Source organism: Pannonibacter carbonis (assembly GCF_003012935.1).
GTDB lineage: Bacteria > Pseudomonadota > Alphaproteobacteria > Rhizobiales > Stappiaceae > Pannonibacter > Pannonibacter carbonis.
Map to the genome: position 1 here is coordinate 82,048 of NZ_PUDR01000009.1, position 26,534 is coordinate 108,581.

A 26,534-nucleotide genomic window follows, 5' to 3' on the forward strand; every position below is an offset into this window, starting at 1 on the left:
CCTGAGCAGCCCTCAGGCGGCTCGTTCGTCCGCGCGTGGATCCAGCACGGACGATTCCGGTGTCGAGAACCGCGCCGTGGCAATGACGGGCACGAAGTCCGACTTCTCTTCCACCCGCACGGCAGCGCGGCGGGTCATGCGCCAGGCGGTGAACAGCACCATCGCGAGATGCGCCGCCGCCGTGACGTGGAACAGGGCTCCCGGGGTCGATGCGCTCATCAGCGCGGCCGCGGCCACCGGCCCCACCATCGTTCCGGCGCCAAAGATCAGCAGCAGGCCACCCGATGTCTTGAGGAAGTCGCCGGGTGCGGCATGATCGCTGGCATGGGCCAGGATCACCGGATACATCGAATAGATCATCCCGCCGAAGGCCGACACCAGCACGATCACGGCAATCGGTCCCATGCTGTCGGCGACCGACAGGGCCAGTCCGGTTATCGTAGCAAGGATGCCCATGCCCACGAGCACCGCGCGCCGGTCCACCCTGTCCGACAGCAGGCCGACGGGGATCTGGATGATCGCGCCGATGAGCAGCGCCAGTGACATCATCACCGCGATGTCGCTGATCGACAGTCCGATCTTGCGGCCATAGACGGCACCGAGCGTGCCGAACGCGCCGTTGGAGATGCCGATCAGCAGCACCGCGACCACCGCGACCGGCGAATTGCGCCACAGCGCGCCGATGTCGAGCCGTGCCTGCGTCAACGGTGTCGGTGTTGCCGCTGTCGACAGGGCCGTGGGCAGCAGCGACAGCGAATAGATGATCGAGCCGACGACGAAAAAGACGAAGCCCGTCGCATCGCCAAGCGTCAGCAGCATCTGGCCGACCGTTGTCGCCCCCAGGTTGATCATCGTGTAGATCCCGAAGATCTTGCCGCGCGTCTGGTTGGAGGCACGTTCATTCAGCCAGCTCTCCACGATCATCGCGGCCCCGGCGAAGCAGAAGCCGGTGACAGCGCGCAGCGGCACCCAGACCATCGGCGTCAGGAACAAAAGGTTCAGCAGCATGGTGATCGCCGCCACCGAGGCCAGCACGCCGAAGGTGCGGATATGCCCGACGCGTTTGACGATCACCGGAACGGCCAGACAGCCGGCGACATAGCCAACAGCCCAGCCCGCCCCCAGCATGCCAAGCGAGGTGTCGGAAAACCCTTCCGCAAGGCCGCGGATCGGCAGCAGGAGGCCATGCAGACCTCCCGCCATCAGCAGCAGGGCGGAGCCGATAAGGAGGGCGGCAATCGAGAGGACGGTGGACATGAAGGGCATCCAACTGGCGGAACAGGCGTGCGGGGCAGCGCGAAGCACGGTCTTCATGCTGCCTCAATGACTGTGCCTGCGACAAGGCCGCACAGGGGCCGGGCAGTTTTTTCAACCGATGCTTCGTATGCCCGCCGGCGTTTGACTTTTCATTGCCGGCGTTTGCGGACAGAGTTCAAACTCAACCAGAGTTTTCCGCACGGAGCCTTTCATCCGTGCCCTGACGCATCGGATCCTGTCTTGCCGCATCCCGCCTCCGCCTCGCCAGCCCTGTCGCTTCTTGCCGCCTCTGCGGTCAGAGAGCGCGCCAACCGCTTGCTGGAACTGGGTCTTGCCGGTGATCTGGAGCATTTTACGGTCGATCTTTCCCACTTGCCCGCCCTCGCTGACCGGGTGATTGCCACAACTCGTCGCCGCTATCCGGATCTGGCGGTGCCACTGCAATCCTGCTGGCGGCATTTCGAGGCTGGCGGACTGGATCGGTGGGATATGCTGGCGGGGGCCAGGGGCTTTGCCGATGTGCGTGAGATGGGCCGCGCGGCCTTTGACCTCGCCATCGTCTCCTGTGTGACCAACGCACATCCCGGCACATCCTGGCACTATGCCGAGGATGTATCTGGCGAACTGTTCGCAGGGCCGGCAGGCTTGTCCATCGCTTCCCTCGCCATGCTCGCCAGTGGCTTGTTCTCCGCCGTTCCCGAGGACCCCTTGCGCGCCGACGCGCATGCCCTGATGCGGATCGAGGAGGCTGAACTCGTTGCCGGTTTCCAGTCCGGTCCGGGAAACAGGCTTGAGGGGCTGGCCGGACGCATGACCTTGCTTAACCGCCTCGGTGAAGCCATCGGGCTGCGTCCGGACCTGTTCGCCCGTGAGGATGAGCCGCGTCCCGGTGGACTGTTCGACATTCTCTATGATGAAGGCCAGCAGGGCGCGATTCCTGCGGTGCGTATTCTCGATCTGGTGCTGGAAGGCCTTGGCCCGGTCTGGCCGGAGCGGACGGTGCTCAATGGCATCGGCCTTGGCGACACCTGGGGCCACAGCAGGCTTGTGACAGCGGATGCTACCTCGGGACTCATGCCCCTGCACATGCTGTCACAGTGGATTGCCGGTTCGCTGATCGAGCCACTGGCCTGGGCCGGGGTGGAAGTGTTCGAGTTGAGCGCGCTGACGGGGCTTGCGGATCGCGATCATTGTGTACTGTTTCTCGATAGCGGGATCCTCCTTCCGCGCGACTTGGCCGAGGCAAAGCAGCCGCATGAGCCAGGCAGTGAATATGTCACCGAGTGCCGGGCGCTCACAGTCGCCCTGCTTGACCAGCTCGCCTTGTCCATTCGCCGCGAGCTTCAGGCCACGGAAGACGACCTGCCGCTGTCCTGCATTGTCGAGGGGGGCACGCGGGCTGCCGGCCGCGAGATTGCGCGGGAAAAACGCGCCGATGGCGTGGGGCCCGTCAATATCCTCAGCGACGGGACTGTATTTTGATGCCTGACCGGGGCATAGGGGAACACACCAATTGCGGCCGGTGAGGCCGCACAAGAACCGCACACACGGACCGAAGGAGCAAGCCAACATGTCTGGAGCGATTGTCGTCGATCACCCGCTGGTCCAGCACAAGCTGACGATCATGCGCAACAAGGCCACCTCCACCCAAGGGTTCCGCCGTCTGCTGCGCGAGATCTCGACCCTGTTGTGCTACGAAGTCACGCGCGGCCTGCCGCTGACCCAGATCACGATTGAAACGCCGCTTTGCGAGATGCAGGCGCCGACGCTCGCTGGCAAGAAGCTCGTGTTCGCCTCGATCCTGCGCGCCGGCAACGGCCTGCTCGAAGGCATGCTGGATCTGGTGCCGTCTGCCCGCGTCGCCCACATCGGCCTTTACCGCGATCCGGAAACCCTCACCCCGGTCGAATACTATTTCAAGGCTCCCGAAGATCTCGGCGAGCGTCTGGTGATCGTTGTCGATCCGATGCTGGCGACGGCGAACTCAGCCATCGCGGCCGTGGAAAAGCTTAAGGGACGCGGGGCCAACAACATCCGCTTCCTCTGCCTGCTGGCAGCTCCCGAAGGTGTCGCCAAGTTCAACGCGGCCCATCCGGATGTGCCGGTCTACACCGCCTCCATCGATGAGAAGCTGAACGATCACGGCTACATCGTTCCCGGCCTAGGTGACGCGGGCGACCGGATGTACGGCACCAAGTAAGCCAGAACCACTCTGGAAGGAGGCGTGCGATGATCATCGTTTTCGGCTCGATCAACCTTGACCTCGTCGTCATGGTCAAGCGTTTGCCTCTTCCAGGCGAAACCTCGGCGGGTCCCGATTGCCAGACTTTTGCCGGCGGCAAGGGGGCCAATCAGGCGCTTGCGGCCCGGCGTGCCGGGGCACAGGTAAAGATGATCGGGGCGGTCGGAAACGACAGTTTCGCCGCCCCGGCGCTTGCCAACCTCGAGGCTGCTGCCGTCGACCTTTCGGCCCTGCATCGGCTGGAAGGGGCAACCGGGATCGCCATGATCGGGGTGGAGAGCGGCGGCGAAAACCTCATCATCGTTGGCAGCGGGGTCAACGCGCGGGTCTCCGCCGGCTGGCTCAACGGGCAGCTGTCGCCATCCACGACCCTGTTGATGCAGGCGGAAATTCCTCTGACTGAGGCCAGCGCAGCAATCGACGCAGCCCATGCGGCGGGAGCCAGGGTGATCTTCAACACCGCGCCCGCCACAGATCCGGCGGTGGCCCACCTCGCGGCCCGCGCGGATGTTGCCATCTCCAACGAAAGCGAAGCTGCCGACATCGCCCGTATTCTGGGTCTGCCGCATGAGCCTCAGGCCTATGCTGCTGCCCTTGCCGCAACCGGGCGCATTGCGGTGGTCACACTCGGATCAAAGGGTGTCCTTGCGCACGATGGAACATCGCTGTTCACGCTGGCGCCGCCCAAGGTCGACGTCGTCGACACGACCGGCGCGGGCGATGCGTTCTGCGGTGCCTTTGCCGCGGCTCTGGATCGCGGCGGAGACCTCGTGCAGGCCCTGACTGAGGGCGTTGCGGCGGGCAGTCTTGCCTGCACTGTGACTGGCGCACAGTCCAGCGCACCGGCCGCAGGCGATATCGCCCGTCTCGCAGCAACACTCTCCGTCGATCGCCGCTGACGTCTGGTCTCCGGTTTTCCCGGCTAGCCCCTCCTGAACTGACAGGGATGTTCATTGGGCGTTCAGCTTGACCGTCTATTGTCCCGCTCCGGAAAGCTCTGTGGGGTTGAAGCGGAGGCGGGATGGTCCGGTATCTTGTGCTGGTTCTGGTGCTGGTGGCGCTCGTGCCATTCGTACCGCAATGGGCTGGCGACTGGATCTCCAGCCAGAAGCAGGACACATCGCCTGAAAAGGCGGCGCAGTCACAATCACGCACAATGAGGATCCCGGCAGACGCCAGAGGTCACTTCGTTCTTGAAGCCGAAATCAACGGCAAGCAGGTCGAAATGCTGGTGGACACCGGAGCCACTGTCGTGGCCCTGCCGCAGTCCGTGGCGCGTCGAGCCGGCCTGTCGTTGAAGAAAGACGATTTCACGGCATCTGCCACGACCGCGAACGGCACGATTCCTGCCGCGCCGGTTGTCCTGAAGCAACTTCGTCTGGGTTCGATCCGGTTGTCCGAAGTGGAGGCCATGGTGTTACCGGATGCTTCCCTGTCTAAGGCTCTGCTTGGCATGTCCGCCTTGCGCAGGTTGGAGCGCTTTGACATTTCGGGTGACACTCTTGTGCTTGTTCAATAATGTCCAGCCGGCTGTTGATCCCCCGCATTGTTTAGGTTTTCCAATCTGAAGCCCCCAAGAGGTTTTGCATGTTTCCCAAGCCCGAAGCTCATTTGAAGCCCAACACCTACGCCTACGAAGCGCGACCAATGGTCAAGCCGACCGGTTTCCGCGAGTATGACGCGCGCTGGCTGTTCGAAAAGGAAATCAACCTGATGGGCATGCAGGCCCTCGGGATGGGCATTGGTACCTTGATGCACGAGCGCGGTGTGCGCCCGGACATCGTCGTCGGCCATGATTTCCGCAGCTACTCCGCTTCGATCAAGCTGGCTGTGATCAACGGCCTGATGGCGGCTGGCATCAATGTGCATGACATTGGTCTTGCCCTGTCGCCGATGGCCTATTTCGCGCAGTTCGCGCTGGATGTGCCGGCGGTTGCCATGATCACGGCGTCGCACAATGACAACGGCTGGACCGGCGTGAAGATGGGCATCAACCGCCCGCTCACCTTCGGGCCGGACGAGATGGGCCGTCTGAAGGATATCGTTCTCAATGCGACTTTCACCCTGAAGCAGGGTGGCAGCTACCGCTATGTCGAGAACTTCCCGGACATCTACATCAAGGACCTGACGGACCGCGCCAAGCTGAAGCGCCCGATCAAGATCGTGGCGGCTTGCGGCAACGGCACGGCCGGTGCGTTCGCGCCGCGCATTCTGGAGATGCTGGGCGCCGAGGTCATTCCGCTGGATGCCGAGCTGGATCACTCCTTCCCGAATTACAACCCGAACCCGGAGGACATGAAGATGCTTCATGCCCTGCGCGACAAGGTTCTGGAAGTTGGTGCGGAAGTCGGTCTCGGCTTCGACGGCGATGGCGACCGTTGCGGCGTGGTCGACAACGAGGGCGAGGAAATCTTCGCTGACAAGGTCGGCGTCATGCTCGCCCGCGACATCTCGGCGATCTACCCGAACTCGAAGTTTGTCGTCGACGTGAAGTCGACCGGCCTCTTCAACACCGATCCGGTGCTGAAGGCCAATGGCGCGGTGACCGACTACTACAAGACCGGCCACTCCTACATCAAGCGCCGCGTCACCGAGCTGAACGCCATCGTCGGCTTCGAGAAGTCGGGTCACTATTTCTTCAACGCCCCGATCGGCCGCGGCTATGACGACGGCCTGGTGTCGGCTATCGCCATCCTCGACATGCTTGACCGCAACCCGGGCAAGACCATGGCTGACCTGCGCCGTGACCTGCCGAAGACCTGGGGTTCGCCGACCATGTCGCCGCATTGCGACGACGAGATCAAGTACGGCATCGTCGACAAGGTGATTGCCCGTTTCCAGGACATGAAGGCCAAGGGCGAGAAGATCGCCGGCCACGCCATCACGGATCTCATCACCGTCAACGGCATCCGTGTCGTCACCGATGATGGCACCTGGGGTCTGGTACGCGCGTCGTCGAACAAGCCGGAGCTGGTTGTCGTCATCGAGAGCCCGGCCTCCGAAGCGCGCCTGCACGAGATGTTCAAGGCCGTTGACGCCGTGCTCCGGGAGAACCCGGAAGTCGGCGCCTACAACCAGACGATCTGAGCTGGAGCTGTTGGAATGATCCGACCCTTTGGCAGCCTTCACGGCGTCGCCGTCGATGAAGTCACCCTGCGGGCCGGATCGCTGGAAGCCAGCATCCTGACCTACGGGGCCACCCTGCGCGATCTTCGTCTCGCGGGGCGGCCTCTCGTCCTTGGCCTCAACTGCCTTGAAGACTATGTGACCCATGGCGCCTATTTCGGCGCGCTGTGCGGACGCTATGCCAACCGCATCGCCGGCGGACGCTTCATGCTGGACGGCACCGCGTATCAAGTGACCTGCAACGAGCGCAGCCGCACGCATCTGCATGGCGGCGCCACCGGCTTTGACAAGCGGATCTGGACTGTCGACGAGCTGACCGCAGACAGCGTGCTGCTCTCCCTCGTCTCGCCAGACGGTGAAGAGGGCTATCCCGGCACAGTCACGCTCAAGGCGCGGTTCTCCCTTCTTCGGTCAGCCGTGCTGAGCCTGTCGATCACAGCGGTCTCCGACGCGCCCACATTGGTCAACATCGCCCATCACAGCTACTTCAATCTGGACGGCTCGGCCGATGTGCTGGCGCATCGCCTGCAGATTCTCGGCGAGGACTATCTGCCAGTCGACGGCCATGGCGTCCCGACCGGTGACATCGTCCCGGTTGCGGGCTCGGACTTCGATTTCCGCCATCTGCGCAGTGTCTCCGGTCCGCGAACCTACGACCACAATTTCTGCCTCAGCCGGGATGTGGCCTTGGAACCGCGTCTTGCCGCGGTGCTTGAAGGCGTGACATCCGGTGTTTCCATGGAACTCTGGACCACGGAGCCGGGCCTGCAGGTCTATGATGGCTCCGGTCTCGGGCTGCCCTTCACCGGTCCGGACGGCCGCCGGTTCGGCCCGCATGCCGGCCTCTGCCTCGAGCCGCAGCGCTGGCCGGACAGCCCCAACCATAAGGACTTCGCCGGGGCTGTTCTTCGTCCGGGCGAGACCTATCATCAGCTGACCGAGTTCCGTTTTCATCCGGGAGAGTAGACACGATGAAAACCGTTTTCTCATCTTCGCAACTGGTTCACGCGCCGAAGATGGAGATCGCCGACGGCCAATTGACCGAAGCGGTGGAAATTCCCCAGCGCGCGGAAATCGTCCGCGACGAAATCCTTCGCCGCAAGATCGGGCCGATCTGGACGCCGCAGGACTTCGGCCGTGCGCCGCTGGAGCGGGTCCATACGCCCGAATACCTGACCTTCATGGAGACGTTCTGGTCGCGCTGGACGGCCGCGGGGCGTGACCGGGATGCCTTTGCCTATGTCTGGCCCATCCGCCAGCTGCGCGCCACCCCGGCACCGGAGAGCATCGATGGCCTGCTCGGACGCTTTTCCTTTGACACCGGAACTCCGCTGACGGCCAACACCTGGGAGGCAGCAACCGCCAGTGCCAATACGGCGCTGACCGCAGCGCGCTTCCTGCGCGAGGGAGACCGCGCCGCCTTCGCCCTCTGCCGCCCGCCCGGCCATCATGCGGCAGCGGATTACTTTGGCGGCTATTGTTTCCTGAACAACGCCGCCATCGCGGCACAGTGGCTGCGCGACCAGGGCACCGCCCGCGTTGCCATCCTCGACATTGACTATCACCACGGCAACGGCACCCAGTCGATCTTCTACGAGCGGTCCGATGTGATGGTCCTCAACATCCACGCCGACCCCAGGCACGACTATCCCTTCTTCCTCGGCCATGCGGACGAGACAGGCGAGAAGGCGGGCAAGGGCTACACCCAGAATTGGCCGCTGCCGCTCGGCACCGACTGGAGTGGCTACTCGATCGCTTTCGAAGAGGCCTATCGCTGGCTCGGCGTCTATTCGCCCGATGTCCTGATCGTCTCGCTTGGTCTGGACACCTATGAGCACGATCCGATCTCGAAGTTCCGCCTCGTCTCCGACGATTACCTTAGGATCGGCGCCCGGCTTGCCCGCCTTGGCAAGCCGACGCTCTTCGTTCTGGAAGGCGGCTACGCCGTCGACGCCCTCGGCATCAACTGCGTCAACGTTCTGGAGGGTTTCCTGAACGGCTAGGGGCCTTTGCGGGCCACTGCGGAGTACCCCCTCAAACGCCAAACCCCATGCGCCGGAGTTCGAGACGCAATGGCCCGGCTCCGGTGAAATGGATCGCCGCCATGCCGACGGCGCGTGCACCTTCGACATTCTTCAGGCTGTCGTCGATGAAGACGCAGGCCTCGGCGGTCAGGCCGTTCCGCTCCAGCAGCACCTCGTAGATGCGTGGCTCGGGCTTCAGCAGCCGTTCTTCCGCCGACACCACCGTGTCGCGGAAGGAGGTTGCAAGGAACGGAAAGCGGGCCTTGGCCTCCGCGAACTTCTCGTTCGAGAAGTTGGTAATCGCATAAAGCGGCACGTCGCCTTCAGCCAATTCCCCAAGCAGCGCGACTGATCCGGGAACCTCGCCCGGGACCATCTCGTGCCAGCCTTCGTCATAGGCGCGGATCAGGTCCGCATGCTCTGGATAAAGCGCTACCCGTTCTGCGACAGCCTCGGCCCAGCTTCGCCCGCGATCCTGCTCCAGGTTCCAGGCCGGCGAACAGACATCACTCAGAAATTGTTGCCGGGCGTCCGCATCGGGGATCAGCCGGCGATAGAGATGCTCCGGGTCCCATTCGATCAGAACATTGCCGATGTCGAATACGACCGTGGTCACAGGGGAAGTCATGCGGGTGCCTCGAGGCTTGCGGGTGTAGAATGGCAAGAAGAATCAGCAAAGGTGGCCTGAGCATGGCGGCCCGTTTCACCCGTGTCATCCTCGTCCTGGGTATCCTTCTGGCAACTCCGATGCCGTTGCGCAGCCAGGACATTGCGGCCGGGTTCCGGCTCCGTCTTGCTGTTGTCACCGCAGCGCAGGAGGACATGCGCGAGCGGGTCGAGCCATTCCGCGAGGAACTGCAATACCGGCTTGCCTTGCCCGTCGACCTGTTTCTGATGGACACGCTGGGGGCGGCTACCGATGCGCTCGTGCGCGGCGATGTCGATTTCCTGCGCTTGTCCGCCTCCGCCTATGGTGTTGCGCAAACCGCCTGTGCCTGTCTTGATCCACTGGTGGTGCCGATGGACGGGGAGGGGGCGGAAGGGTTTCATGCAGTCATTGTGGCCCGCGCAAGCCAGGCCGCGAGCGTTGCCGATCTCGCCGGCCGGCGTCTTGCTGTCGGTGATCCCGCGTCCAGCGCGGCTTTCCGGATGCCGCTTGCAGGTCTAGTGCTCCAAGGCACTGATCCGGCGACATTCTTCTCGGCCCTCGTCAGGGTTGAAGGACCGCGCGAAGGGCTGCGAGCGCTGTTTGACGGACGGGTCGAGGCGGCCCTGGTCTGGTCAACCCTGATCGGTGATCCCGAGTTCGGCTATTCTGCCGGCACGCTGAACGAGGCCTATCTCTCCACCCGTCTCGACATGAGCCGCCTCAGCGTGGTCTGGCAGTCCCCACGCCTGCCTTATGCGGTGCATGCAGTGCGCAGCAGCCTGCCGCCAGCAGTGCGGGCCCGGCTGCGATCCGTCCTGACCACCTTGATCGACGATGCGCCGGGCGCCTATTTCGCCATCGAACCCGACTTCGGCGGAGGGTTCGCCGCCACAGACGCCGCAACGCTGACCGGAGCCCTGCATCCTTACCGGCCTGAGGCACAGGCCAAGCTGCAGCAACTCTCCGGCACAGCGGCGACGGAGGCCTCCGCCGCACCGGAGGAACTGCCGCAGCCGTGATCTCACCCGATCAGCGTGGCCGTATGCCGGCGGATCATCTCTTCCTCGTTGGTCGGGATGACCAGCACTGCAACGCGTGAACTGTCTGCGGATATGACTGTTTCCCGCGCCGCATTGCGGGCCTCGTCCAGCTCCACGCCGAGCCAGCCGAGGTCGCGGCAGACTGCCGAGCGCACACTCACTCCGTTCTCGCCAATGCCACCCGTGAACACCAGCGTATCAAGCCCGGACAGGATCGCTGCCATGGCACCCAGCTCGCGCTTCACCCGGAAGACGAAATACTCGATCGCCTGCCGGGCTTCGGCTGTTCCCGCCGCCTCCAGTTCCCGCATGTCTTGCGACAGGCCCGAGAGGCCCTTCAGCCCGGACTGCTTGTAGAGGAGATCAGAAATCGCTGCGGCATCCATGCCCTTTTCGGCCATGAGATACAGCACCACGCCGGGGTCGAGCTGGCCACAGCGCGTGCCCATGGGCAGGCCGTCGAGCGCGGTGAAGCCCATGGTCGAGCCGATGCTGCGACCATTGTTGATGGCACACATGGACGCGCCATTGCCCAGATGCGCGACCACAAGCCGCCCCACCACCGCCTGTGGCCGTGTCTGGCGCAGGTGCTCGGTGATGTATTCATACGACAGGCCGTGGAAGCCGTAGCGCCGGACACCCTCGTCATAAAGGGTGCGGGGCAGGGCGAAGGTATCATTCACCCAAGGGTGCGCCCGGTGGAACGCCGTATCGAAACAGGCGACCTGGACGGCCGAGGGAAAGGCCGCACTTGCCGCCCGGATGCCGGCGAGATTATGCGGCTGGTGCAGCGGTGCCAGCGGCACCAGCTTCTCCAGCGCGGCCATGACCTCGTCCGTGACGATCACCGGGGCGTCATGGGCTATCCCGCCATGTACCACCCGGTGACCGACTGCGCTTACCTCAAGTCCCGGGACTGTCTCGGCAATCAGGGCCAGGAGGACGCCGAGTGCCGTCTTGTGGTCATGCCCCTCTTCGTGCGACAGCGGCCGTGACAGGTCCTGTCCGTCCTCAAGCCGGGTTGCCTTCAGCCTTGGCGATGCACCCAAGCCCTCGATCTGTCCGCGAACCAGTTCTGACTGACCGGCATAAAGGTCGAACTTGATTGATGACGATCCTGCATTCAGCACCAGAATGACGGGGTTGCGCTCCGATGACAGGCCGCTCATTCGGCAGGCCCCAATTCGCCAGTCACTGCCGTTTCCCCGGCTTTCAGCCAGTGATCATAGAGCAGCGCCAGGGCACAGGATGCCAGCCGTGCCCGGTCATCGTCCGAGCGGCTGGTCAGTACCACCGGCACCTTGGCTCCGATCACGAGGCCGGCGGCCTCTGCATGGGCGATGAAGGTCAGTTCCTTCGCCAGCATGTTGCCGGACTCTAGGTTTGGCACGATCAGCACTTCCGCGTGACCGGCCACCAGGGACGTGATCCCCTTTGTGCGTGCCGCCTGAAGATCGATGGCATTGTCCATGGCCAGGGGGCCGTCAACAAGACCACCGGTGATCTGGCCGCGTTCTGCCATCTTCGACAGGATGGCCGCATCAAGGCTCGAGGGAATGGCCGGATTGACTGTCTCGATGGCCGAGAGAATGCCAACCTTCGGCTGCTCCATGCCGATGGCAAGGCCGACGTTGATGGCGTTCTGGATGATGTCGACCTTGGTCATCAGGTCCGGCGCAATGTTGATTGCCGCATCGGAGATGATGACCGGCGTCTTGCGGCCGGGAACATCCATCACGAACACATGGCTGATCCTCCGGCTGGTGCGCAATCCGCCGTCGCGCTTGACCACGTGATGCAGCAGATGGTCCGTGTGCAGGTGGCCTTTCATGACGGCGCTGACCTTGCCCTCATGCACCATGGCAACGCCCTTGGCTGCGGCTTCCGATTCATCACTGATGTCGATGATCTCGAATCCGTCGAGGCTCTGGTTCAGCTCCGCTGCCGCCGCCTCGATGCGTGCCCGGGCACCGATCAGGATCGGGTGGATCAGCCCCTCGCGGGCCGCCAGCAGCGCGCCGCCGAGCGAGTTCACATCATCAGGAGCGACAACTGCCGTGATCAAGGGCGGCAGCATGCGGGCATAGCCGATGAGCTTGTCGAAATGCTGGTGGCGCTCGACAAGCAGGGCAGGCAGATCCGTGGCATCAAAAGTGATTGTCTGGTCCGGGGCGGTAACTTCGGCAATGCCGTCCGCAATCACTGTCCCGTCGGTCCGGACGACGGTCGTTGCCAGCCGCACCAGCCGGTCCGCCTCCTTGGCCAGGACGCTGACTGTTACCGTCAGTGCATCGCCGAGAATGACACGATTGCGAAACGTAAAACTCTGTGTCCGATAAACCGTCCCCGGCCCCGGCAGGATGTTGCCGAGGACGGCGGACACGAGGGCGCCGATCCACATGGAGGGGGCAAACGGCGGATCCACGCGGCCATCGCCGGTCCAGTCGGTGTTGGGCAGGTGCAGGGGATTCGTGTTTCCGGAGGCATGCGCGAAGATGTAGAGATCATTCGCAGTACAGACACGGGTCACGGTCGCACTGTCGCCGACAGTGATCTGGTCAAATGTCTTGTTGCTGGCCATCAGCCCTGCTCTTTCGGTTCGAAATGGTGCAGCGCGGGGAGGCGCGCTGCGCACTCCTTTTTGCAGCATTTCGACCAAAGCCCTATGACACAGCGCAAGCCCGGCGACCGCTGTTTTTGGCAGCCGGTCGGGTCAAATCCTGACCGTGCTATTTCATCGTCACGGATTCGGTAAAGCGCGGGCGCAGGAAGTAAATGCCTTCCATGTCAATGGACGTGGCCCGGGGCATGATGTTCTGGGCCAGCTCGGCAAAGGTCGGAATATATTGCCCGTTGGTTTGGCCAACGATCATGGTCGTGTTGGGATTGTTCAGGCCCGACGGAATGCTGATGGGCGGCTTGGAGCCTTTCGTCCAAGGGGTTCCGCCCGATTCATTGATACTCCAGGCAACTTTGGCAGCACCCTTGGCATCGAACTCGATGCTGGCAACGATCACCTTGAGTTTCGAAGCCGAATACGGCTCCATGATCAGGCTGGAGGCATACATGATATCGGTCATGTCCGCCTTCGACACGGTTTCCGCCTGCGCGACAAGGTCAGCAAGCGAGATCGCAACCTGGTTCACTTTCCGTTTGTAATTGAGCGCTTCCGTTGTCTCGGCGGATCCGATCATCAGGATCAGCATGACCGGCAGGGCGAGCGCGAATTCGACGGCCGCGACGCCCCGGCGGTCCTGGGCGAATGAAGCCAGACCGGTCGATTGCGGCGACACCGGGCCATCGGCTTGAGGGTTCACCCGGTCGGGTCTTTTCCAGAAGGTCCAGTTCACCATGGGAAGGGCTCGTTTCTGAAGACCTGCGTGGAATAAAGAAAGCGCTTTGTTCCGGCGTCACCGGGATCGGTTCCCAGCAATGCGGTGAACATCGGCCAGGTGTAGACGGCGCGGGCTACAACGATCTGCCCACCGGTGCTGTTCGTGTAGTTCATTCCACCGGCGAAGTTGCCATCGTTCCCCACCATCGGCGGCAGATTCTTGATCGAGGCAAAATTGTCAAAGGTCCGCACGTCGATCTCGAGCCTGGCGTTGTCGCAGAACGTGGCCATGTTGGCGCAAACATCCGCCTTGAAGCGCGCCTTGTCGAAGCTGGCTTTCTGGGCCTGGCCTGTCTTGATCAGGCGCGTGCTTTCTGCAACCGCGTAATCCAGGGTCCGGTTGACGACAAAGGACAAGCCGAACTCGATAATCCCGGCCATCAGGGCCAGAAACGGGACGATGACGAACGCGAACTCGATCGCAAGGGCACCCTTGCGATCTTTCCTGAACCGGCGGAAAGGACTGCGGCCCTCTGCCCGAAGCGGCGGATTGCCCTCATTCTCAGGCCTGTTTGGCATGACCTTCACCATCAGTTTCCGCCTGCAGCCTGAATGGCCATCTCGTTTCGCGTGGTGATCTGTTTGGAGGTGATTTCAAAAGCATCCTTTTCATCACCCACCTGCGCAGACGCATCGCAATAGGGCGAACAGGCATAGGTGTACCGGTTCGTACCACGCATGACGGTGACCAGATCCGTCGGAGATGGTCCGACATTGATCAACTCGTCAATGATCGGCTTGGAATCCTTGTCGAGGATGATCAGGTTGGTGCTGCCGGCCGTCTTGCCCGTGACGACGACGGTGTAGCGGTCATGCATTGTGACGTCGGCAATCACCGGATTGCCGACGATGACCGTATCCGCCGGTTGCTGGATCTTGAACACTTTTGCCCGGTCCACGAACACGTCAACCGAGCTGTCGCCTGCTAGGGCATTTCCCCAGGTCAAGGTCATCAGTGTCGCGGCAAAAGTTGCAAGGACAGGCATCATCAGGCGGGGCATGAGCCACTCCGTTAACAGGGCAGGCCCCGCGTGGATACGCGCAGCCACTGTTCATCAGGCGAATGGTGCCTCGGTTTGGTGAATGAAGCCCTAACGCAAGGCGCCGGTTTGTACTCATGCCGCTCATTTTCCGAGGATTCTGGCGGAGTATTGGACGTGATGGGAAAGAGTTGCCCTTAACAATCTCAATACAAGTAAAAACGTACATGCTTAATAAACACAAGATTAACCAGAATGACGACTACAGCAAACACCGCTATCGATAGGGACAATTTTAACGAGATCGAAAGATATCGGGGGTAATGTCTCATCATGTTCGAACGGCTGGAAACAAGGCCGGCGAACTAGAGCTGTCAAAACATGTGATAGGAGCAAATCATGCAGAACATTTTCGCCCGTTTCGCCAAGGATGAGTCTGGTGCAACCGCTATCGAATACGGCCTGATCGCAGGTCTGATCTCGGTCGTCATCGTCGGCACTGTTGCCACCATCGGCACCGATCTGGGCGCCGTCTTTACCAAGATCAGCACGGAACTGGCTAAGGCCAAGTAAGCTGATTGCTTGAACGTTGCCCGCCCGGAACCCGGGCGGGCCGGTTGCCAGGCCGTTCCTGGCATTTTTTTTAGCAGCGTTCAGGGCGTGCGAGGTTCCTCATGCTTGAAGCCGCCATTCTTGTTGTCTTTCCGGTGCTAGTTGCATTCGCAGCCGCCTCCGATCTTTTGACCATGACGATCCCAAACCGTGTGTCTCTGATGCTTGCCAGCGCATTTGTTGTCATGGCTATGGCAACGGGTATGCCTTTTGGCCAGTTCAGCCTTCATCTGGTTGCCGGTGCGCTTGTTTTGGTCATATCTTTTGGACTGTTTGCTGCAGGCTGGATGGGCGGCGGTGACGCAAAGGTGGCGAGCGCGATTGCGCTATGGTTCGGGTTGTCGGACCATCTGACGGGTTTCCTCATTCTGACTGCCTTCTACGGCATGCTGCTGACTATTGCGCTCGTGTCCGCGCGCCAGATGCCTTACTTGCCCGGCGTTCTCAGACGGCAGGAATGGGCGTTGCGACTTCACGACTCCCGTAGCGGTATTCCCTATGGGATCGCAATCGCTGTAGCTGCCTTACAAGTTTACCCTCAGTCTAGCTGGTTCAACTGGATCCCTGCTGCCTGATTCAGATTTCGTAAGCAGAGTTTTTGAGGGCCGCGAATGTGTTTCGCGGCCTTTTGATTTTCCATATGTAAATCCTAATTCGTGTTAACCATTCCTACTTATGCTCAATTAACCATGTTTTGACCATTTGCCGCCCACATTACGCAGGAACGCAATCCGTGGCGTTTCGAGTGTGGGTGGTTTGCGATGAAATATGCCCGTCTTCTAGTCCTGGGAGTTGCCCTTGGTGCCGGCCTGCTGGCCGCGCGCATGGTCATGACGTCCGGCTCCGAGGAAATTGTGGCGGATGCCCCCACGGCCGTACCCACGACGTTGCCAGTCCTCGTCGCTAGCCGGGATATCAAGTTGGGTGACCAGATCGGCCAGGGCGATTTCAGCTGGGTTGATTGGCCGATCCAGGTGGTGCCCCAGGGCGCAATCACCCGCGAGGGCCAACCGGATGCCGAGCAGACACTTGTCGGCCAGATTGCCAAGGCCCCCATCTATGTTGGCGAACCGATTAGCGAACAGCGCCTGATCAAGACGGATCGCGGTTTCATGGCTGCGATTTTGCCGAAAGGCATGCGGGCAGTTGCTGTGGCGATTGAATCCGAGACGGCTGCCGGCGGTTTCATCCTTCCCGGAGACAAGGTCGATGTCATCCTGACCAAGGCCGGTCAGACCCAGGGGCGCGGAACGTCCGAAACCATCATGGAAAATGTCCGGGTCCTCGCCATCGACACCACCACGGCCGGTGAGCAGTCCGAAAAGACGCTCGAGCCTGACCGCACGGCCACGCTGGAATTGACCCCGCAGCAAGCCGAAACCGTTTCATTGGCCCAGCAACTGGGCAAGATCTCGCTGGCGCTGCGCAGCGCGCAGGATTCTGCCGATGGCGCACCGGAACAGGGACGGACCCGAGGCGGCGTCAGCTTTGTGAAGTATGGCGTCTCCAGCCAGGTCGGAGGGCAGTGACATGTGGTTCGTCATGCCCCGGCACATCAAGACAACAAAGGACCCGGCGATGATCGTGAAGCGCATAGCCACACTTGCCTTTGTGGCCGTGGCTCTCCTCGCCGCCATGGTTTCGGCATCGGGACCGGTCAGCGCTGAGGATTTCCCGAAGAATGTCTATGTGGCCGCCGGCGACCGGTCTGGCGAACGGCTTTTGCGCGTCGGTCTTGGCCGTTCCGTGGTCATCGAGATCGCCGATCCGGTCGCGGATGTGCTGGTCTCGGACCCGAGCATTGCAGATGGTGTCGTCCGCAGCCGCAACCGCGTCTTCGTCGTCGGCAAGCGCTTCGGCCAGGGCAACATCGTCCTCTTCGGAACGTCTGGCCAGGAACTGGCCTCCTTCAGCGTGCGCGTCGAGCCGGATTCCTCCGATCTCAACGCCATCCTGAAGCGGCTCCTGCCAAATGCCCAGATCCGCGCCGAAACCATCAACGGGAACTACATCCTCACCGGAACAGCGCCGTCGACCGGCGATGCGCAGCGCGCAATGGATATTGCAAACCGTTTTGCCAAACAGGCGACTCAGGCCAGCAAGGGCGGCGGCGCCCAGGCGGGTGCCTCCAGTGGCAGTCAGGAAGATGATCTTGCCGTCCTCAACATGATCACCGTCGCCGGCAAGGATCAGATCCAGCTCAAGGTCACGGTTGCCGAGGTCGAGCGCTCCATCATCAAGCAACTCGGCGTCAGCCTCTCCGGCACCATCGGCGCCGGCAACTTCACGCCATCTTTCAATTCGCCGGCCCAGTTCCCGGTTAACACCGGCTCGGCCGTCCAGTCCGCACTGGGCATGGGCTTCCTGGCCGGCGGCACCAACATCAATGCCCAGATTCGTGCGCTTCAGCGTGACGGTGTCATACGCACCCTTGCCGAGCCGACCCTGACCGCAATCTCGGGCGAAAACGCCAGCTTCCTGGCTGGTGGCGAGTTCCCGATCCCGGTCAGCCAGGACAACGACACCATTGGTCTGGAGTTCAAGAAGTTCGGTGTCGGTCTCGATTTCACGCCTGTCGTCCTCAGCGAGGGCAATATCAGCATGCGCATCAAGACCGAAGTCAGTGAACTGACGGACGAGGGCGCGGTCAATCTCGGTGGCCTCGTGATTCCGGCCATCAAGGTGCGGCGGGCTGAGTCTACTGTTGAACTGCCGTCCGGCGGTACGCTGGTTCTCGCCGGCCTGCTGCGTGAGAGCTACAAGCAGTCGATCTCCGGTGTCCCCGGCCTGATGCAACTGCCTGTCCTCGGCGCCTTGTTCAAGAGCCGTGACTTCCTGCGTCAACAGACCGAACTGGTCGTCTTCGTGACGCCTTATGTGGTGCGCCCGGTGGCTGCCAGCCAGTTGTCGCGTCCGGACCAGAACCTTGCCCCGGCCAGCGACGCGGAGAGCATTTTCCTGAACCGTCTGAACAAGGTCTACAACACGCCGGGTCTCAGGGGAGCATATCATGGCCAGGTCGGCTTCATTTACGAGTAAGGAGCGGTCGATGCGCAATCCGATTATGGCCCTTGGCGTCGTCGCTACTCTTGGCGCGGCACTTGCCGGCTGCCAGAGCCCGCAGACAACGGCTGCCATGGCGTCGAACGACTATCGCCTGCGGCATCCGATCCTGGTGACAGAGCAGCCGGAGACGCTGGACCTGCCGGTCGCCCCCGGAACCCGTCGGCTCAGCCACGACTATACCGGGCGGATTGCCGCTTTTGGCAGTGAAGCTCGGGCGCAGGGCGTCGGCGGTGTCGAGATCCTGGTGCCGTCCGGAGCGGCAACTGAATCCGCTGGCCACGCGCTTGCGCCGCAGATCCGCAGCGCTCTTGCCAAAGGCGGCGTCCCCGCACGCCAGATCGCCGTTCGCTCGTATCCGGTTGGGGATCCGTCCGCCACCGCCCCCATTCGAATTGGTTATTCCAGGGTGAAGGCAAGCGCCGGGACCTGCGGTCATTGGCCGGACAATATCGGCGGCGGCATCGGCCCGAATGTCGACTACTACAACTACGGCTGCTCCCAGCAGGCCAACCTGGCTGCCATGGTCGCCAATCCTGCGGATCTGCTCGGGCCCCGCGCCCAGGGTGCCGCAGACCAGAACCGCCGCGCGGTTGTCTTCGCCAAGTATCGAAGTGGTGAGCAGACCGCAGCCAACTACAAGGAAGGCGATGGCGCCCGGATTTCCAGCGCTGGTGGCAGCGGCGGAAACTGATGACACTTAGGGAGATCAGCCGATGAGCAGCGCGCTCAGTCAGAACCTGCCGGGCGATCCGCTGGATATCGACGTATCCGAGACCGCCAGCTACAGCAGCTACGATGTCCGCTCTGTGCCGCGGATCTCCATCCAGGCCTTCTGCATGGATGCAGAAACGGCCCGCACCATTGAGGCTGCGGGCGAAGACCGGCGCATGACCAAGGCACACCTCAAGGTGCACATGGGCGGCATCCCGGGTGCGGTCGAATTCTATTCCCAAGCCCCAACCCCGAACCTGATCATCCTGGAGGCCGGCGCCAATCCATCGACGCTGATCCCGGAACTGGACCGTCTTGCTGAATATTGCGATGCCGGGACCAAGGTCGTAGTGATTGGCCGGCTGAATGACGTGGCGCTTTACCGCGAACTGATCACGCGGGGTGTCAGCGAGTATCTCGTTGCTCCCGTGTCGATCCTGCAGGTTATCGGTGCAATCGGGGCATTGTACAGCGATCCGCAGGCGGAGCCGCTGGGACGTACAGTGGCCTTTTTCGGTGTCAAGGGCGGAGCAGGTGCCTCCACGATCGCGCACAATGTCGCTTTCGGCATTGCCCGTTCCTTCGAAAATGAAGTCGTTCTCGCAGATCTCGACTTGCCGTTCGGAACGGCTGGCCTCGACTACAATCAGGATCCGCTGCAGGGTGTATTCGAGGCTGTCTCGGCTCCCGAGCGCCTTGATGAAACCTTCCTGGATCGCATCCTGTCGCGATGCTCGGAGCATCTCAGCCTGCTGGCTGCGCCTGCCTCGCTGGAGCGTACCTACGACTACACCGACAATTCCTTCGACCAGCTTGTCGATGTGATGCGCCAGGGGACCCCGTCCATCGTTCTGGACCTGCCGCATTCCTGGAATGGCTGGGTGAGGCATCTGCTGATCGCTGCCGATGAGGTGGTGATGGTGGCGGAGCCGGATCTTGCAAATTTGCGCAATGCCAAGAATCTCGTTGATACCTTGCGGCAGATGCGGCCCAACGATCATCTGCCGCATCTCGTGCTCAACCGTGTTGGCATGCCGAAGCGGCCGGAAATCAAGCCGGACGAATTCGCCAAGGCGTTGAACCTGCCGGTTCTGGCCGCCATTCCGTTTGATCCGCATCTGTTCGGGACCGCCGCCAATAATGGCCAGATGGTTGCCGAGCTGGATAGCCGGCATGCGGTCAACGAAATGTTGAACCACGTGGCGCAGGTGGTGTCGGGCAAGGTCGATCCGCGTAAAAACCGTCGCTCGCCCCTTGGTGCGCTGATGGGGTTGCTGAGAAAAGGCAAGGGAGCCTGACGGCTCGTTGAAGGGATACGGTAAGGACTATGTTCGGCAGACGTGGCACCACGACAACTGGACCCGTGCCCGGCGCGCATCCCGCCCCGGCTGCCGCGCCACAGCGCGAGATGGCAGCCCAGCTCGTTGCAGACCTGCGCCAGCCAGCACCCAATGATGATCAGGGTTCGGCCAAGGCCGCCCCCCCTCCGCCGCCACCGGCACCTCCGAAGAAGGAAGAAGAGCCGCAGCGGCGCCGTTCTGCTGAGTATTACACGACCAAGGCCTCGATCTTTGGCGCGCTCGTCGAGGCCATCGACCTGTCGCAGCTCAGCCGCCTTGGTCCCGAAGACGCCCGCGATGAGATCCGGGATGTCGTCAATGACATCATCGCGCTCAAGAATGTCGTCATGTCCATTGCCGAGCAGGAAGACCTGCTCGAGGACATCTGCAACGACGTCCTTGGCTATGGTCCGCTGGAGCCGCTGCTGGCGCGTGATGACATCGCCGACATCATGGTCAACGGTGCCCATACGGTTTACATCGAAACCGAAGGCAAGATGCAGAAGACCGGCATCGCCTTCCGCGACAATGCGCAGTTGATGAACATCTGCCAGCGCATCGTCAGCCAGGTTGGGCGCCGTGTCGACGAAAGCTCGCCGATCTGCGACGCACGTCTTCCGGATGGCTCGCGTGTCAACGTCATCGCCCCGCCGCTGGCCATTGATGGACCGGCACTCACCATTCGTAAGTTCAAGAAGGACAAGCTGACGCTGGATCAGCTCGTCCGCTTTGGATCGATCACGCCTGAGGGGGCGACGGTCCTTCAGATCATCGGTCGCTGCCGCTGTAATGTGTTGGTGTCGGGTGGTACCGGTTCGGGCAAGACGACACTCCTGAACTGTCTGACGGCCTACATCGACACGACCGAGCGCATCATCACCTGCGAGGACTCGGCTGAATTGCAGCTGCAGCAGCCCCATGTGGTGCGCCTCGAAACACGTCCGCCCAACCTTGAGGGGGAGGGCGAGATCACCATGCGTGATCTGGTCAAGAACTGTCTGCGCATGCGTCCTGAACGCATCATCGTCGGTGAAGTCCGTGGCCCGGAGGCCTTCGATCTCCTCCAGGCCATGAATACGGGTCACGATGGCTCGATGGGGACGTTGCACGCCAACTCGCCGCGCGAAGCCCTGTCGCGTGCCGAATCCATGATCACCATGGGCGGGTTCTCGCTGCCGTCAAAGACGCTGCGCGAGATGATCTGCTCGTCCATCGATATCGTGGTTCAGGCCGCGCGTCTGCGCGATGGGTCGCGCCGCATTACCCACATCACCGAGGTGCTGGGCATGGAAGGTGATGTGATCATCACCCAGGACCTGTTCCTCTACGACATCATCGGCGAGGATCAGAACGGCAAGCTCATTGGCCGTCATCGGTCCACTGGCATTGGCCGGCCGAGGTTCTGGGATCGTGCCCGTTACTACGGCGAGGAGAAGCGTCTTGCCGCTGCGCTTGATGCTGCCGAAGCGACGGAGGTCAATTGATGGACGCGCTGAGGAGCTTCATGAGCCCTGAAGTCATGACGGTTGCCGTGGCGCTTCTCGTCGCCTTCAGCATTGGCGGCATTCTCTATGCCTTGTTTGAGCCTGTCCTTTCCGGCTCCAAGAAGCGCGACGAGCGCCTTGGCCAGATCGCAACCCGCCCGTCCACCATCGCGGAGCGGCGTCCTGTGCGTGACGCAGACCGCCGGCGCAAGTCGGTTCAGGATCAGTTGAAGGATTTCGAGGACAAGCAAAAGGCCCGCAGTAAGAAAGCCTCCAACCTCACGCTCAATGCACGTATCGAGCAGGCCGGTCTCGAGTGGGAAAAAAAGCACTTCATTTACTTCAGTCTGGCATCGGCGGTTGTTTTTGGCCTGCTTGGTATCCTGACAACCGGCTCGCTCCTGTTTTCGGCCGCGTTTGTTTTTGTCGGCGGACTGGGATTTCCCCGCTTCTTTCTGTCATGGCGGCGCAAGAAGCGCTTTGAGGCATTTCTCGTCGAATTGCCGAATTCGGTAGAAATCATCGTGCGCGGCGTCAAGGCAGGCTTGCCGCTCGGCGACTGTATCAAGATTGTGGCAACCGAAGCGCGGGAGCCGGTCGCCAGTGAATTTCGCAAGATCGTCGAGGCGCAGATGATGGGCCTGACGCTCACCGAGGCGGTTGGCCGTCTGCCGGAACGGGTGCCTCTTGCTGAGGCGAATTTCTTTGCCATCGTCGTTGCCATCCAGCAGCAAGCTGGTGGCGCCCTGTCTGAAGCACTCGGGAATTTGGCAAAAGTCCTTCGTTCGCGAAAGACGCTGAAAGGAAAGATTCAGGCGCTGAGTTCAGAAGCAAAATCATCAGCAGGTATTATCGGATCTCTTCCGTTTGTCGTGACGGGTATTCTATATCTTGTTGCTCCAGATTATATAATGCTACTTTTTACTGAAACAGCAGGAAATTATATTATTGCAGGAGGGCTGTTTTGGATGTTTGTTGGAATAATGGTCATGCGAAAGATGATTAACTTTGATTTTTAGGAGTATGGTTTCATGACCCTCGCCGGTCTCAGCGATAGCCAGCTTGTGATCGCCGCTCTGACCATGATTGCGGTGGCGGGGACGCTGTTCACCCTGATCATGCCGATCTTCGAGCGCGATGGCTTGAAGGGCAGGATGAAGTCCGTCGCTTTGGAGCGCGAGAAGATGCGCGCGCGTGAGCGGGCGCGCATGGCAACGGAAAAGGGGCAGGACGTTCGTTCGACCTTGCGCAACCAGCCGAGGCAGCATGTCAAAAGCCTGGTTGATCGTTTGAATTTGAAATCCGCGCTGGCCGATGAGAACACGCAAGATAAGCTGAGGATGGCAGGTTTTCGCGGGGTCGGCCCTCTCTATACCTTCTTGTTTGCGCGTGTTGTAGCTCCAGTGGTGCTGTTCACTGTTGCCTTGTTCTATGCTTTTGCACTTCTGCCCGATACATTGCCAGGATTTACAAAGTTTTGTGCGGCATTGGTTGCTGGCGGGTTGGGCGTGTTTGCACCCAATGTCTACCTGCAGAACCTGATTACGAAACGGCAGCTGTCGATCCGCCGTGCCTGGCCTGACGCGCTTGACCTGATGCTGATCTGCGTTGAGTCCGGCATGTCGATCGAGGCAGCGTTCCGCAAGGTTGCAGAAGAGATCGGCATCCAGTCGATTCCGCTTGCCGAAGAGCTGACACTGACGAATGCCGAACTGTCCTATCTCCAGGAGCGGCGACAGGCCTACATCAATTTTGCCAAGCGGACAGGCGTTGACGGCGTCAAGAATGTCACCATGGCCCTGATCCAGGCCGAGCGCTATGGCACACCGGTCGGGACGGCCTTGCGGGTCATGTCCGATGACGTGCGCGAACAACGCATGCAGGAAGCTGAAAAAAAGGCAGCCTCCCTGCCACCCAAGCTGACCGTTCCGATGATCGTCTTCTTCCTGCCCGTTCTGTTCTTCGTCATCATGGGGCCGGCCGTGATGCAGATCATGGCGACATTCAAGTAAGGCGCCCGACCCGGTTCAGCAGACGTGGCGGCGGCTTTAGCGTTTAAAATTGCGTGGAAGCAAAGCAAACGAGCGCCTGCGATGGCGCTCGTTTGGAAATCAGGGCTTCGGGGTCAGGTCAGCCGCGTTGCGGTGTCCGCCCCTGCGCAGGACCCGCGCCCTGCTGCCGGCGGGCGTCAAGCATGGCGCGGACATAGGCGATGTTCGAGGCAGCCTGTTGCGGGTCAAGCTCCGTCGTTGCGACTTTCTCAGCTTCCTGGAACTTGCCTTGAAGGGCCAGCGTCAGGGCCAGGTTCTGGCGGATCCGGCTGTCGGCGCGCGGATTTTGCGCCGCCCGCCGCAATGCATATTCTGCGTCCGGCAGCTGGCCGGACAGAAGATGGGACATTCCGAGATTGTTGAGGATGGACGGCTCGTCCGGCGCAATCTTCAGCGCTTGGGTGTAGAGCTGACGTGCCCTTGCATTGTTGCCCATCTGGTCATGCACAGCGCCTTCCGCCGACATTAATCGCCAGTCCGGCTGTGTTGGCGACTGCGCATCCTGAAGCACATTCAGCGCCTCCGCAAAGTTGCCTGTCATCGCCAACAGTTTGCCGTAGGCGGATGCGACCTCCCGGTCATTGCCATTCTTGATGATGAACTGGCGCAGAACTGCAGTCGCTTGCTCAAGCTGCCCGTTGCGGCGCAAGGCATTGGCATAGCCGATAGCCGCATTCCGGTCGGCGGGATTGGACTGGTAGGCCCTGCCCCAGCGGTCGACCTCGGCGCGGGCCTCCGACGAGCCGGGGGCAATGTAGTTCACGTCCGGCGCGGCATGGGTCCCGGTGGTTCCGCGTGTTGTCTTGGCACAGCCCCCGACGAGGGTCAGCGCAAGGGCGGTTGCGGCCAGCGTGAGGATCCTGTGCGGACGGGCCGGACGGGTCGCGGCGCTTTCGGACATGTCGGGCTCCTGGGAGAACTCAGGGATGGGCCGCACGACAGGCGACCTTTCTCCGAGCAATATCTCGTTAACCCTAATGCATTGTTAATCGGCTGCAGTTTGCGAAACCGCTACGCAGCTGCCGGCGCCAGATGATTGCAAAGCGCCGGGCAGGGGATTACCTCTGGTACTCCCGCCTTTCGACGCCAAGGAGCGTTTCCGTGTCCGTTTTGCCCGCCGCCCCCGCAAATCTGCTTTGTCCGATCGACGCATCGTCCGTCCTCGTCCGGATCCATCCGGTAACAGTTGCCAGCCTTCCAGCTGTTCTCGATCAGCTCGGAGCCAATGCGGCCGGTTGGGCCACCATCCAGGGCTACAAGGCTGCGGCTGGCACTCTTCTCGTTGTCCCGGGACCTGGCGCGAGCCCCGCTGCCGTCCTGTTCGGTGTACCGGAGGAAGGAACGGCAGATCCGATGGCCGGTGGCGCTCTCGCCGGTCTCCCGGCTGGAGACTACGCCTTTGCAGAAGGGTTTGCTGACGAGGAGCAGGCAGCCGTTGCCTTTGGCCTCAGCGCCTATCGCTTCACCCGCTATCGCTCGGGCGACCAGAAGGAACAGCCGCGCCTGTACCTTGAAGACGAGGCGGTGCTTACCCGTGTCCGGCGCATCGTGACGGCCGTTGCCTTTGTCCGCGATCTCGTCAACACGCCAGCCAATGACATGGGGCCGGCTGAGCTTGAGAGTGCGGCGACCGGGCTTTTTGCAGCGCATGGCGGCACCAGCCGCGTCGTGCTCGGCGATGACCTGCTCTCGCAGAATTTCCCGATGATCCATGCCGTTGGCCGCGCAGCCGACGCCACCCGTGCGCCGCGCCTTATCGACTGCACCTGGGGTGATGAAGCTCATCCCAAGGTCACACTGGTCGGCAAGGGCGTCGTCTTTGACACAGGCGGTCTCGACATCAAGCCCTCCAGTTCCATGTTGCTGATGAAGAAGGATATGGGTGGCTCGGCCAATGTGCTCGGGCTGGCGCATCTGATCATGGATGCAGGGCTCCCCGTCCGCCTGCGCGTGCTGATCCCCGCCGTGGAAAACGCCATTTCCGGCGACGCCTTCCGTCCCGGTGACGTGCTGCCGAGCCGCAAGGGCCTGACGGTCGAGATCGGCAACACCGATGCGGAAGGCCGTCTTGTGCTCGCCGACGCCCTGACCCTGGCCGATGAGGAGGCGCCGGACCTGCTCCTCGATATGGCAACGCTGACCGGCGCCGCCCGTGTTGCGCTCGGGCCGGATCTGCCGCCTTTCTACACGGCCGATGAGGCCCTGGCGGCAGGCATCGCAGAGCATGCCGAAAAGGTTGCGGATCCGCTGTGGCGCATGCCGCTGTGGCAGCCTTACATGAAGTACCTCGACAGCAAGGTCGCGGACATGAACAACGTTAACCAGTCCGGTGCCGGCTTCGCCGGATCGGTCACGGCAGCGCTGTTCCTGTCCCGCTTTGTCGAGAACGCCGCTGCTTGGGCCCATTTCGACATCTTTGCCTGGACGCCGATCGAACGGCCCGGCAAGCCGTCCGGAGGCGAGGGGCAGGCCCTGCGCGCCCTGTTCTCGCTGCTGAGCGAGCGCTATCCGGTCAAATAATAACGCGGGCGAAACGATTGTGTGGTCTGCTTGCGCTG

At 61.8% G+C, this 26,534-nt stretch carries 26 protein-coding genes; 18 read left to right on the forward strand and 8 right to left on the reverse strand.

The genetic code is table 11. The annotated features are described in order from the left end of the window. Positions 1–12: 12 nt before the first annotated feature. Entirely contained in the window at positions 13–1,257 is a 1,245-nt protein-coding gene (locus tag C8348_RS13745; RefSeq protein WP_106754056.1) for an MFS transporter, read from the reverse strand. A gap of 240 nt (positions 1,258–1,497) precedes the next feature. On the opposite strand from C8348_RS13745, the gene C8348_RS13750 reads away from it, so the two are divergent. The 7 genes from C8348_RS13750 (at position 1,498) to C8348_RS13780 (ending at position 8,628) form a co-directional block, all read left to right on the forward strand. Continuing rightward, on the forward strand, positions 1,498–2,739 hold the full coding sequence (locus C8348_RS13750) for a DUF1688 family protein (RefSeq protein ID WP_244294010.1): 1,242 nt from the start codon (positions 1,498–1,500) through the stop codon (positions 2,737–2,739). Positions 2,740–2,827: 88 nt separating this feature from the next. Beyond that, positions 2,828–3,457 carry a uracil phosphoribosyltransferase gene (upp, locus tag C8348_RS13755; RefSeq protein ID WP_106753920.1) on the forward strand — a complete coding sequence of 210 codons (630 nt, stop codon included), beginning with the start codon at positions 2,828–2,830 and terminating at the stop codon, positions 3,455–3,457. A 29-nt stretch (positions 3,458–3,486) separates the two neighbouring features. Next, the gene (locus tag C8348_RS13760) at positions 3,487–4,398 is read left to right on the forward strand and encodes a ribokinase (RefSeq protein ID WP_106753921.1); all 912 of its coding nucleotides are present in this window, start codon (positions 3,487–3,489) and stop codon (positions 4,396–4,398) included. 122 nt (positions 4,399–4,520) lie between these two features. After that, the gene (locus C8348_RS13765; RefSeq protein WP_106753922.1) at positions 4,521–5,018 is read left to right on the forward strand and encodes a retropepsin-like aspartic protease family protein; all 498 of its coding nucleotides are present in this window, start codon (positions 4,521–4,523) and stop codon (positions 5,016–5,018) included. Between the two features lie 68 nt (positions 5,019–5,086). Then, positions 5,087–6,586: a phosphomannomutase/phosphoglucomutase gene (locus C8348_RS13770; protein ID WP_106753923.1), complete on the forward strand. Its 1,500-nt coding sequence runs from the start codon at positions 5,087–5,089 to the stop codon at positions 6,584–6,586. Positions 6,587–6,601: 15 nt separating this feature from the next. Next, a complete protein-coding gene (locus C8348_RS13775) occupies positions 6,602–7,591 on the forward strand; it encodes an aldose epimerase family protein (protein WP_106753924.1) in 990 nt (329 codons plus the stop codon). Between the two features lie 5 nt (positions 7,592–7,596). Then, complete coding sequence (locus tag C8348_RS13780; protein WP_106753925.1) at positions 7,597–8,628, forward strand: histone deacetylase family protein; 1,032 nt, start codon at positions 7,597–7,599, stop codon at positions 8,626–8,628. Between the two features lie 31 nt (positions 8,629–8,659). Here the strand turns inward: C8348_RS13780 and C8348_RS13785 are convergent, their stop codons facing one another. Continuing rightward, positions 8,660–9,277, reverse strand: a complete 618-nt coding sequence (locus tag C8348_RS13785; protein WP_106753926.1) for an HAD family hydrolase — start codon at positions 9,275–9,277, stop codon at positions 8,660–8,662. Positions 9,278–9,339: 62 nt separating this feature from the next. Between C8348_RS13785 and C8348_RS13790 the strand changes: the two genes are divergently transcribed. Next, positions 9,340–10,317: a phosphate/phosphite/phosphonate ABC transporter substrate-binding protein gene (locus C8348_RS13790; RefSeq protein WP_208983756.1), complete on the forward strand. Its 978-nt coding sequence runs from the start codon at positions 9,340–9,342 to the stop codon at positions 10,315–10,317. Positions 10,318–10,319: 2 nt separating this feature from the next. Here the strand turns inward: C8348_RS13790 and C8348_RS13795 are convergent, their stop codons facing one another. The 5 genes from C8348_RS13795 to C8348_RS13815 form a co-directional block, all read right to left on the reverse strand. After that, entirely contained in the window at positions 10,320–11,507 is a 1,188-nt protein-coding gene (locus tag C8348_RS13795) for an acetate/propionate family kinase (RefSeq protein ID WP_106753927.1), read from the reverse strand. Continuing rightward, entirely contained in the window at positions 11,504–12,919 is a 1,416-nt protein-coding gene (locus C8348_RS13800) for a bifunctional enoyl-CoA hydratase/phosphate acetyltransferase (RefSeq protein ID WP_106753928.1), read from the reverse strand. Before C8348_RS13800 ends, C8348_RS13795 begins: the two co-directional genes overlap by 4 nt. A gap of 148 nt (positions 12,920–13,067) precedes the next feature. Next, positions 13,068–13,691 (reverse strand): TadE/TadG family type IV pilus assembly protein, encoded by a 624-nt coding sequence (locus C8348_RS13805; protein WP_106753929.1) that lies wholly within the window; start codon positions 13,689–13,691, stop codon positions 13,068–13,070. After that, positions 13,685–14,263 carry a TadE/TadG family type IV pilus assembly protein gene (locus C8348_RS13810; RefSeq protein WP_106753930.1) on the reverse strand — a complete coding sequence of 193 codons (579 nt, stop codon included), beginning with the start codon at positions 14,261–14,263 and terminating at the stop codon, positions 13,685–13,687. The genes C8348_RS13805 and C8348_RS13810 overlap by 7 nt, the downstream gene beginning before the upstream one ends. Beyond that, complete coding sequence (locus tag C8348_RS13815) at positions 14,263–14,733, reverse strand: pilus assembly protein N-terminal domain-containing protein (RefSeq protein ID WP_106753931.1); 471 nt, start codon at positions 14,731–14,733, stop codon at positions 14,263–14,265. The genes C8348_RS13810 and C8348_RS13815 overlap by 1 nt, the downstream gene beginning before the upstream one ends. A gap of 378 nt (positions 14,734–15,111) precedes the next feature. On the opposite strand from C8348_RS13815, the gene C8348_RS13820 reads away from it, so the two are divergent. The 9 genes from C8348_RS13820 to C8348_RS13860 all read left to right on the forward strand — a co-directional run bounded on the left by C8348_RS13820 (position 15,112) and on the right by C8348_RS13860 (position 23,937). Beyond that, positions 15,112–15,285 carry a Flp family type IVb pilin gene (locus C8348_RS13820; RefSeq protein WP_106753932.1) on the forward strand — a complete coding sequence of 58 codons (174 nt, stop codon included), beginning with the start codon at positions 15,112–15,114 and terminating at the stop codon, positions 15,283–15,285. A gap of 101 nt (positions 15,286–15,386) precedes the next feature. Then, on the forward strand, positions 15,387–15,899 hold the full coding sequence (locus C8348_RS13825; RefSeq protein WP_106753933.1) for an A24 family peptidase: 513 nt from the start codon (positions 15,387–15,389) through the stop codon (positions 15,897–15,899). Positions 15,900–16,085: 186 nt separating this feature from the next. Continuing rightward, positions 16,086–16,853: a Flp pilus assembly protein CpaB gene (cpaB, locus tag C8348_RS13830; protein WP_106753934.1), complete on the forward strand. Its 768-nt coding sequence runs from the start codon at positions 16,086–16,088 to the stop codon at positions 16,851–16,853. Position 16,854: 1 nt separating this feature from the next. After that, a complete protein-coding gene (locus tag C8348_RS13835; protein WP_244294011.1) occupies positions 16,855–18,363 on the forward strand; it encodes a type II and III secretion system protein family protein in 1,509 nt (502 codons plus the stop codon). A gap of 10 nt (positions 18,364–18,373) precedes the next feature. Continuing rightward, positions 18,374–19,081 (forward strand): CpaD family pilus assembly protein, encoded by a 708-nt coding sequence (locus C8348_RS13840; RefSeq protein ID WP_198647050.1) that lies wholly within the window; start codon positions 18,374–18,376, stop codon positions 19,079–19,081. A gap of 22 nt (positions 19,082–19,103) precedes the next feature. Continuing rightward, complete coding sequence (locus C8348_RS13845) at positions 19,104–20,399, forward strand: CpaE/TadZ family protein (protein WP_106753936.1); 1,296 nt, start codon at positions 19,104–19,106, stop codon at positions 20,397–20,399. A gap of 29 nt (positions 20,400–20,428) precedes the next feature. Next, a complete protein-coding gene (locus C8348_RS13850; RefSeq protein WP_106753937.1) occupies positions 20,429–21,925 on the forward strand; it encodes a TadA family conjugal transfer-associated ATPase in 1,497 nt (498 codons plus the stop codon). After that, positions 21,925–22,944: a type II secretion system F family protein gene (locus C8348_RS13855; protein WP_106753938.1), complete on the forward strand. Its 1,020-nt coding sequence runs from the start codon at positions 21,925–21,927 to the stop codon at positions 22,942–22,944. Before C8348_RS13850 ends, C8348_RS13855 begins: the two co-directional genes overlap by 1 nt. 12 nt (positions 22,945–22,956) lie before the next feature. Continuing rightward, the gene (locus C8348_RS13860) at positions 22,957–23,937 is read left to right on the forward strand and encodes a type II secretion system F family protein (RefSeq protein WP_106753939.1); all 981 of its coding nucleotides are present in this window, start codon (positions 22,957–22,959) and stop codon (positions 23,935–23,937) included. A 118-nt stretch (positions 23,938–24,055) separates the two neighbouring features. Here the strand turns inward: C8348_RS13860 and C8348_RS13865 are convergent, their stop codons facing one another. After that, positions 24,056–24,877, reverse strand: a complete 822-nt coding sequence (locus C8348_RS13865) for a tetratricopeptide repeat protein (protein WP_106753940.1) — start codon at positions 24,875–24,877, stop codon at positions 24,056–24,058. Positions 24,878–25,146: 269 nt separating this feature from the next. Between C8348_RS13865 and C8348_RS13870 the strand changes: the two genes are divergently transcribed. Next, a complete protein-coding gene (locus tag C8348_RS13870) occupies positions 25,147–26,496 on the forward strand; it encodes a leucyl aminopeptidase family protein (protein ID WP_425270821.1) in 1,350 nt (449 codons plus the stop codon). Positions 26,497–26,534 lie beyond the last annotated feature (38 nt).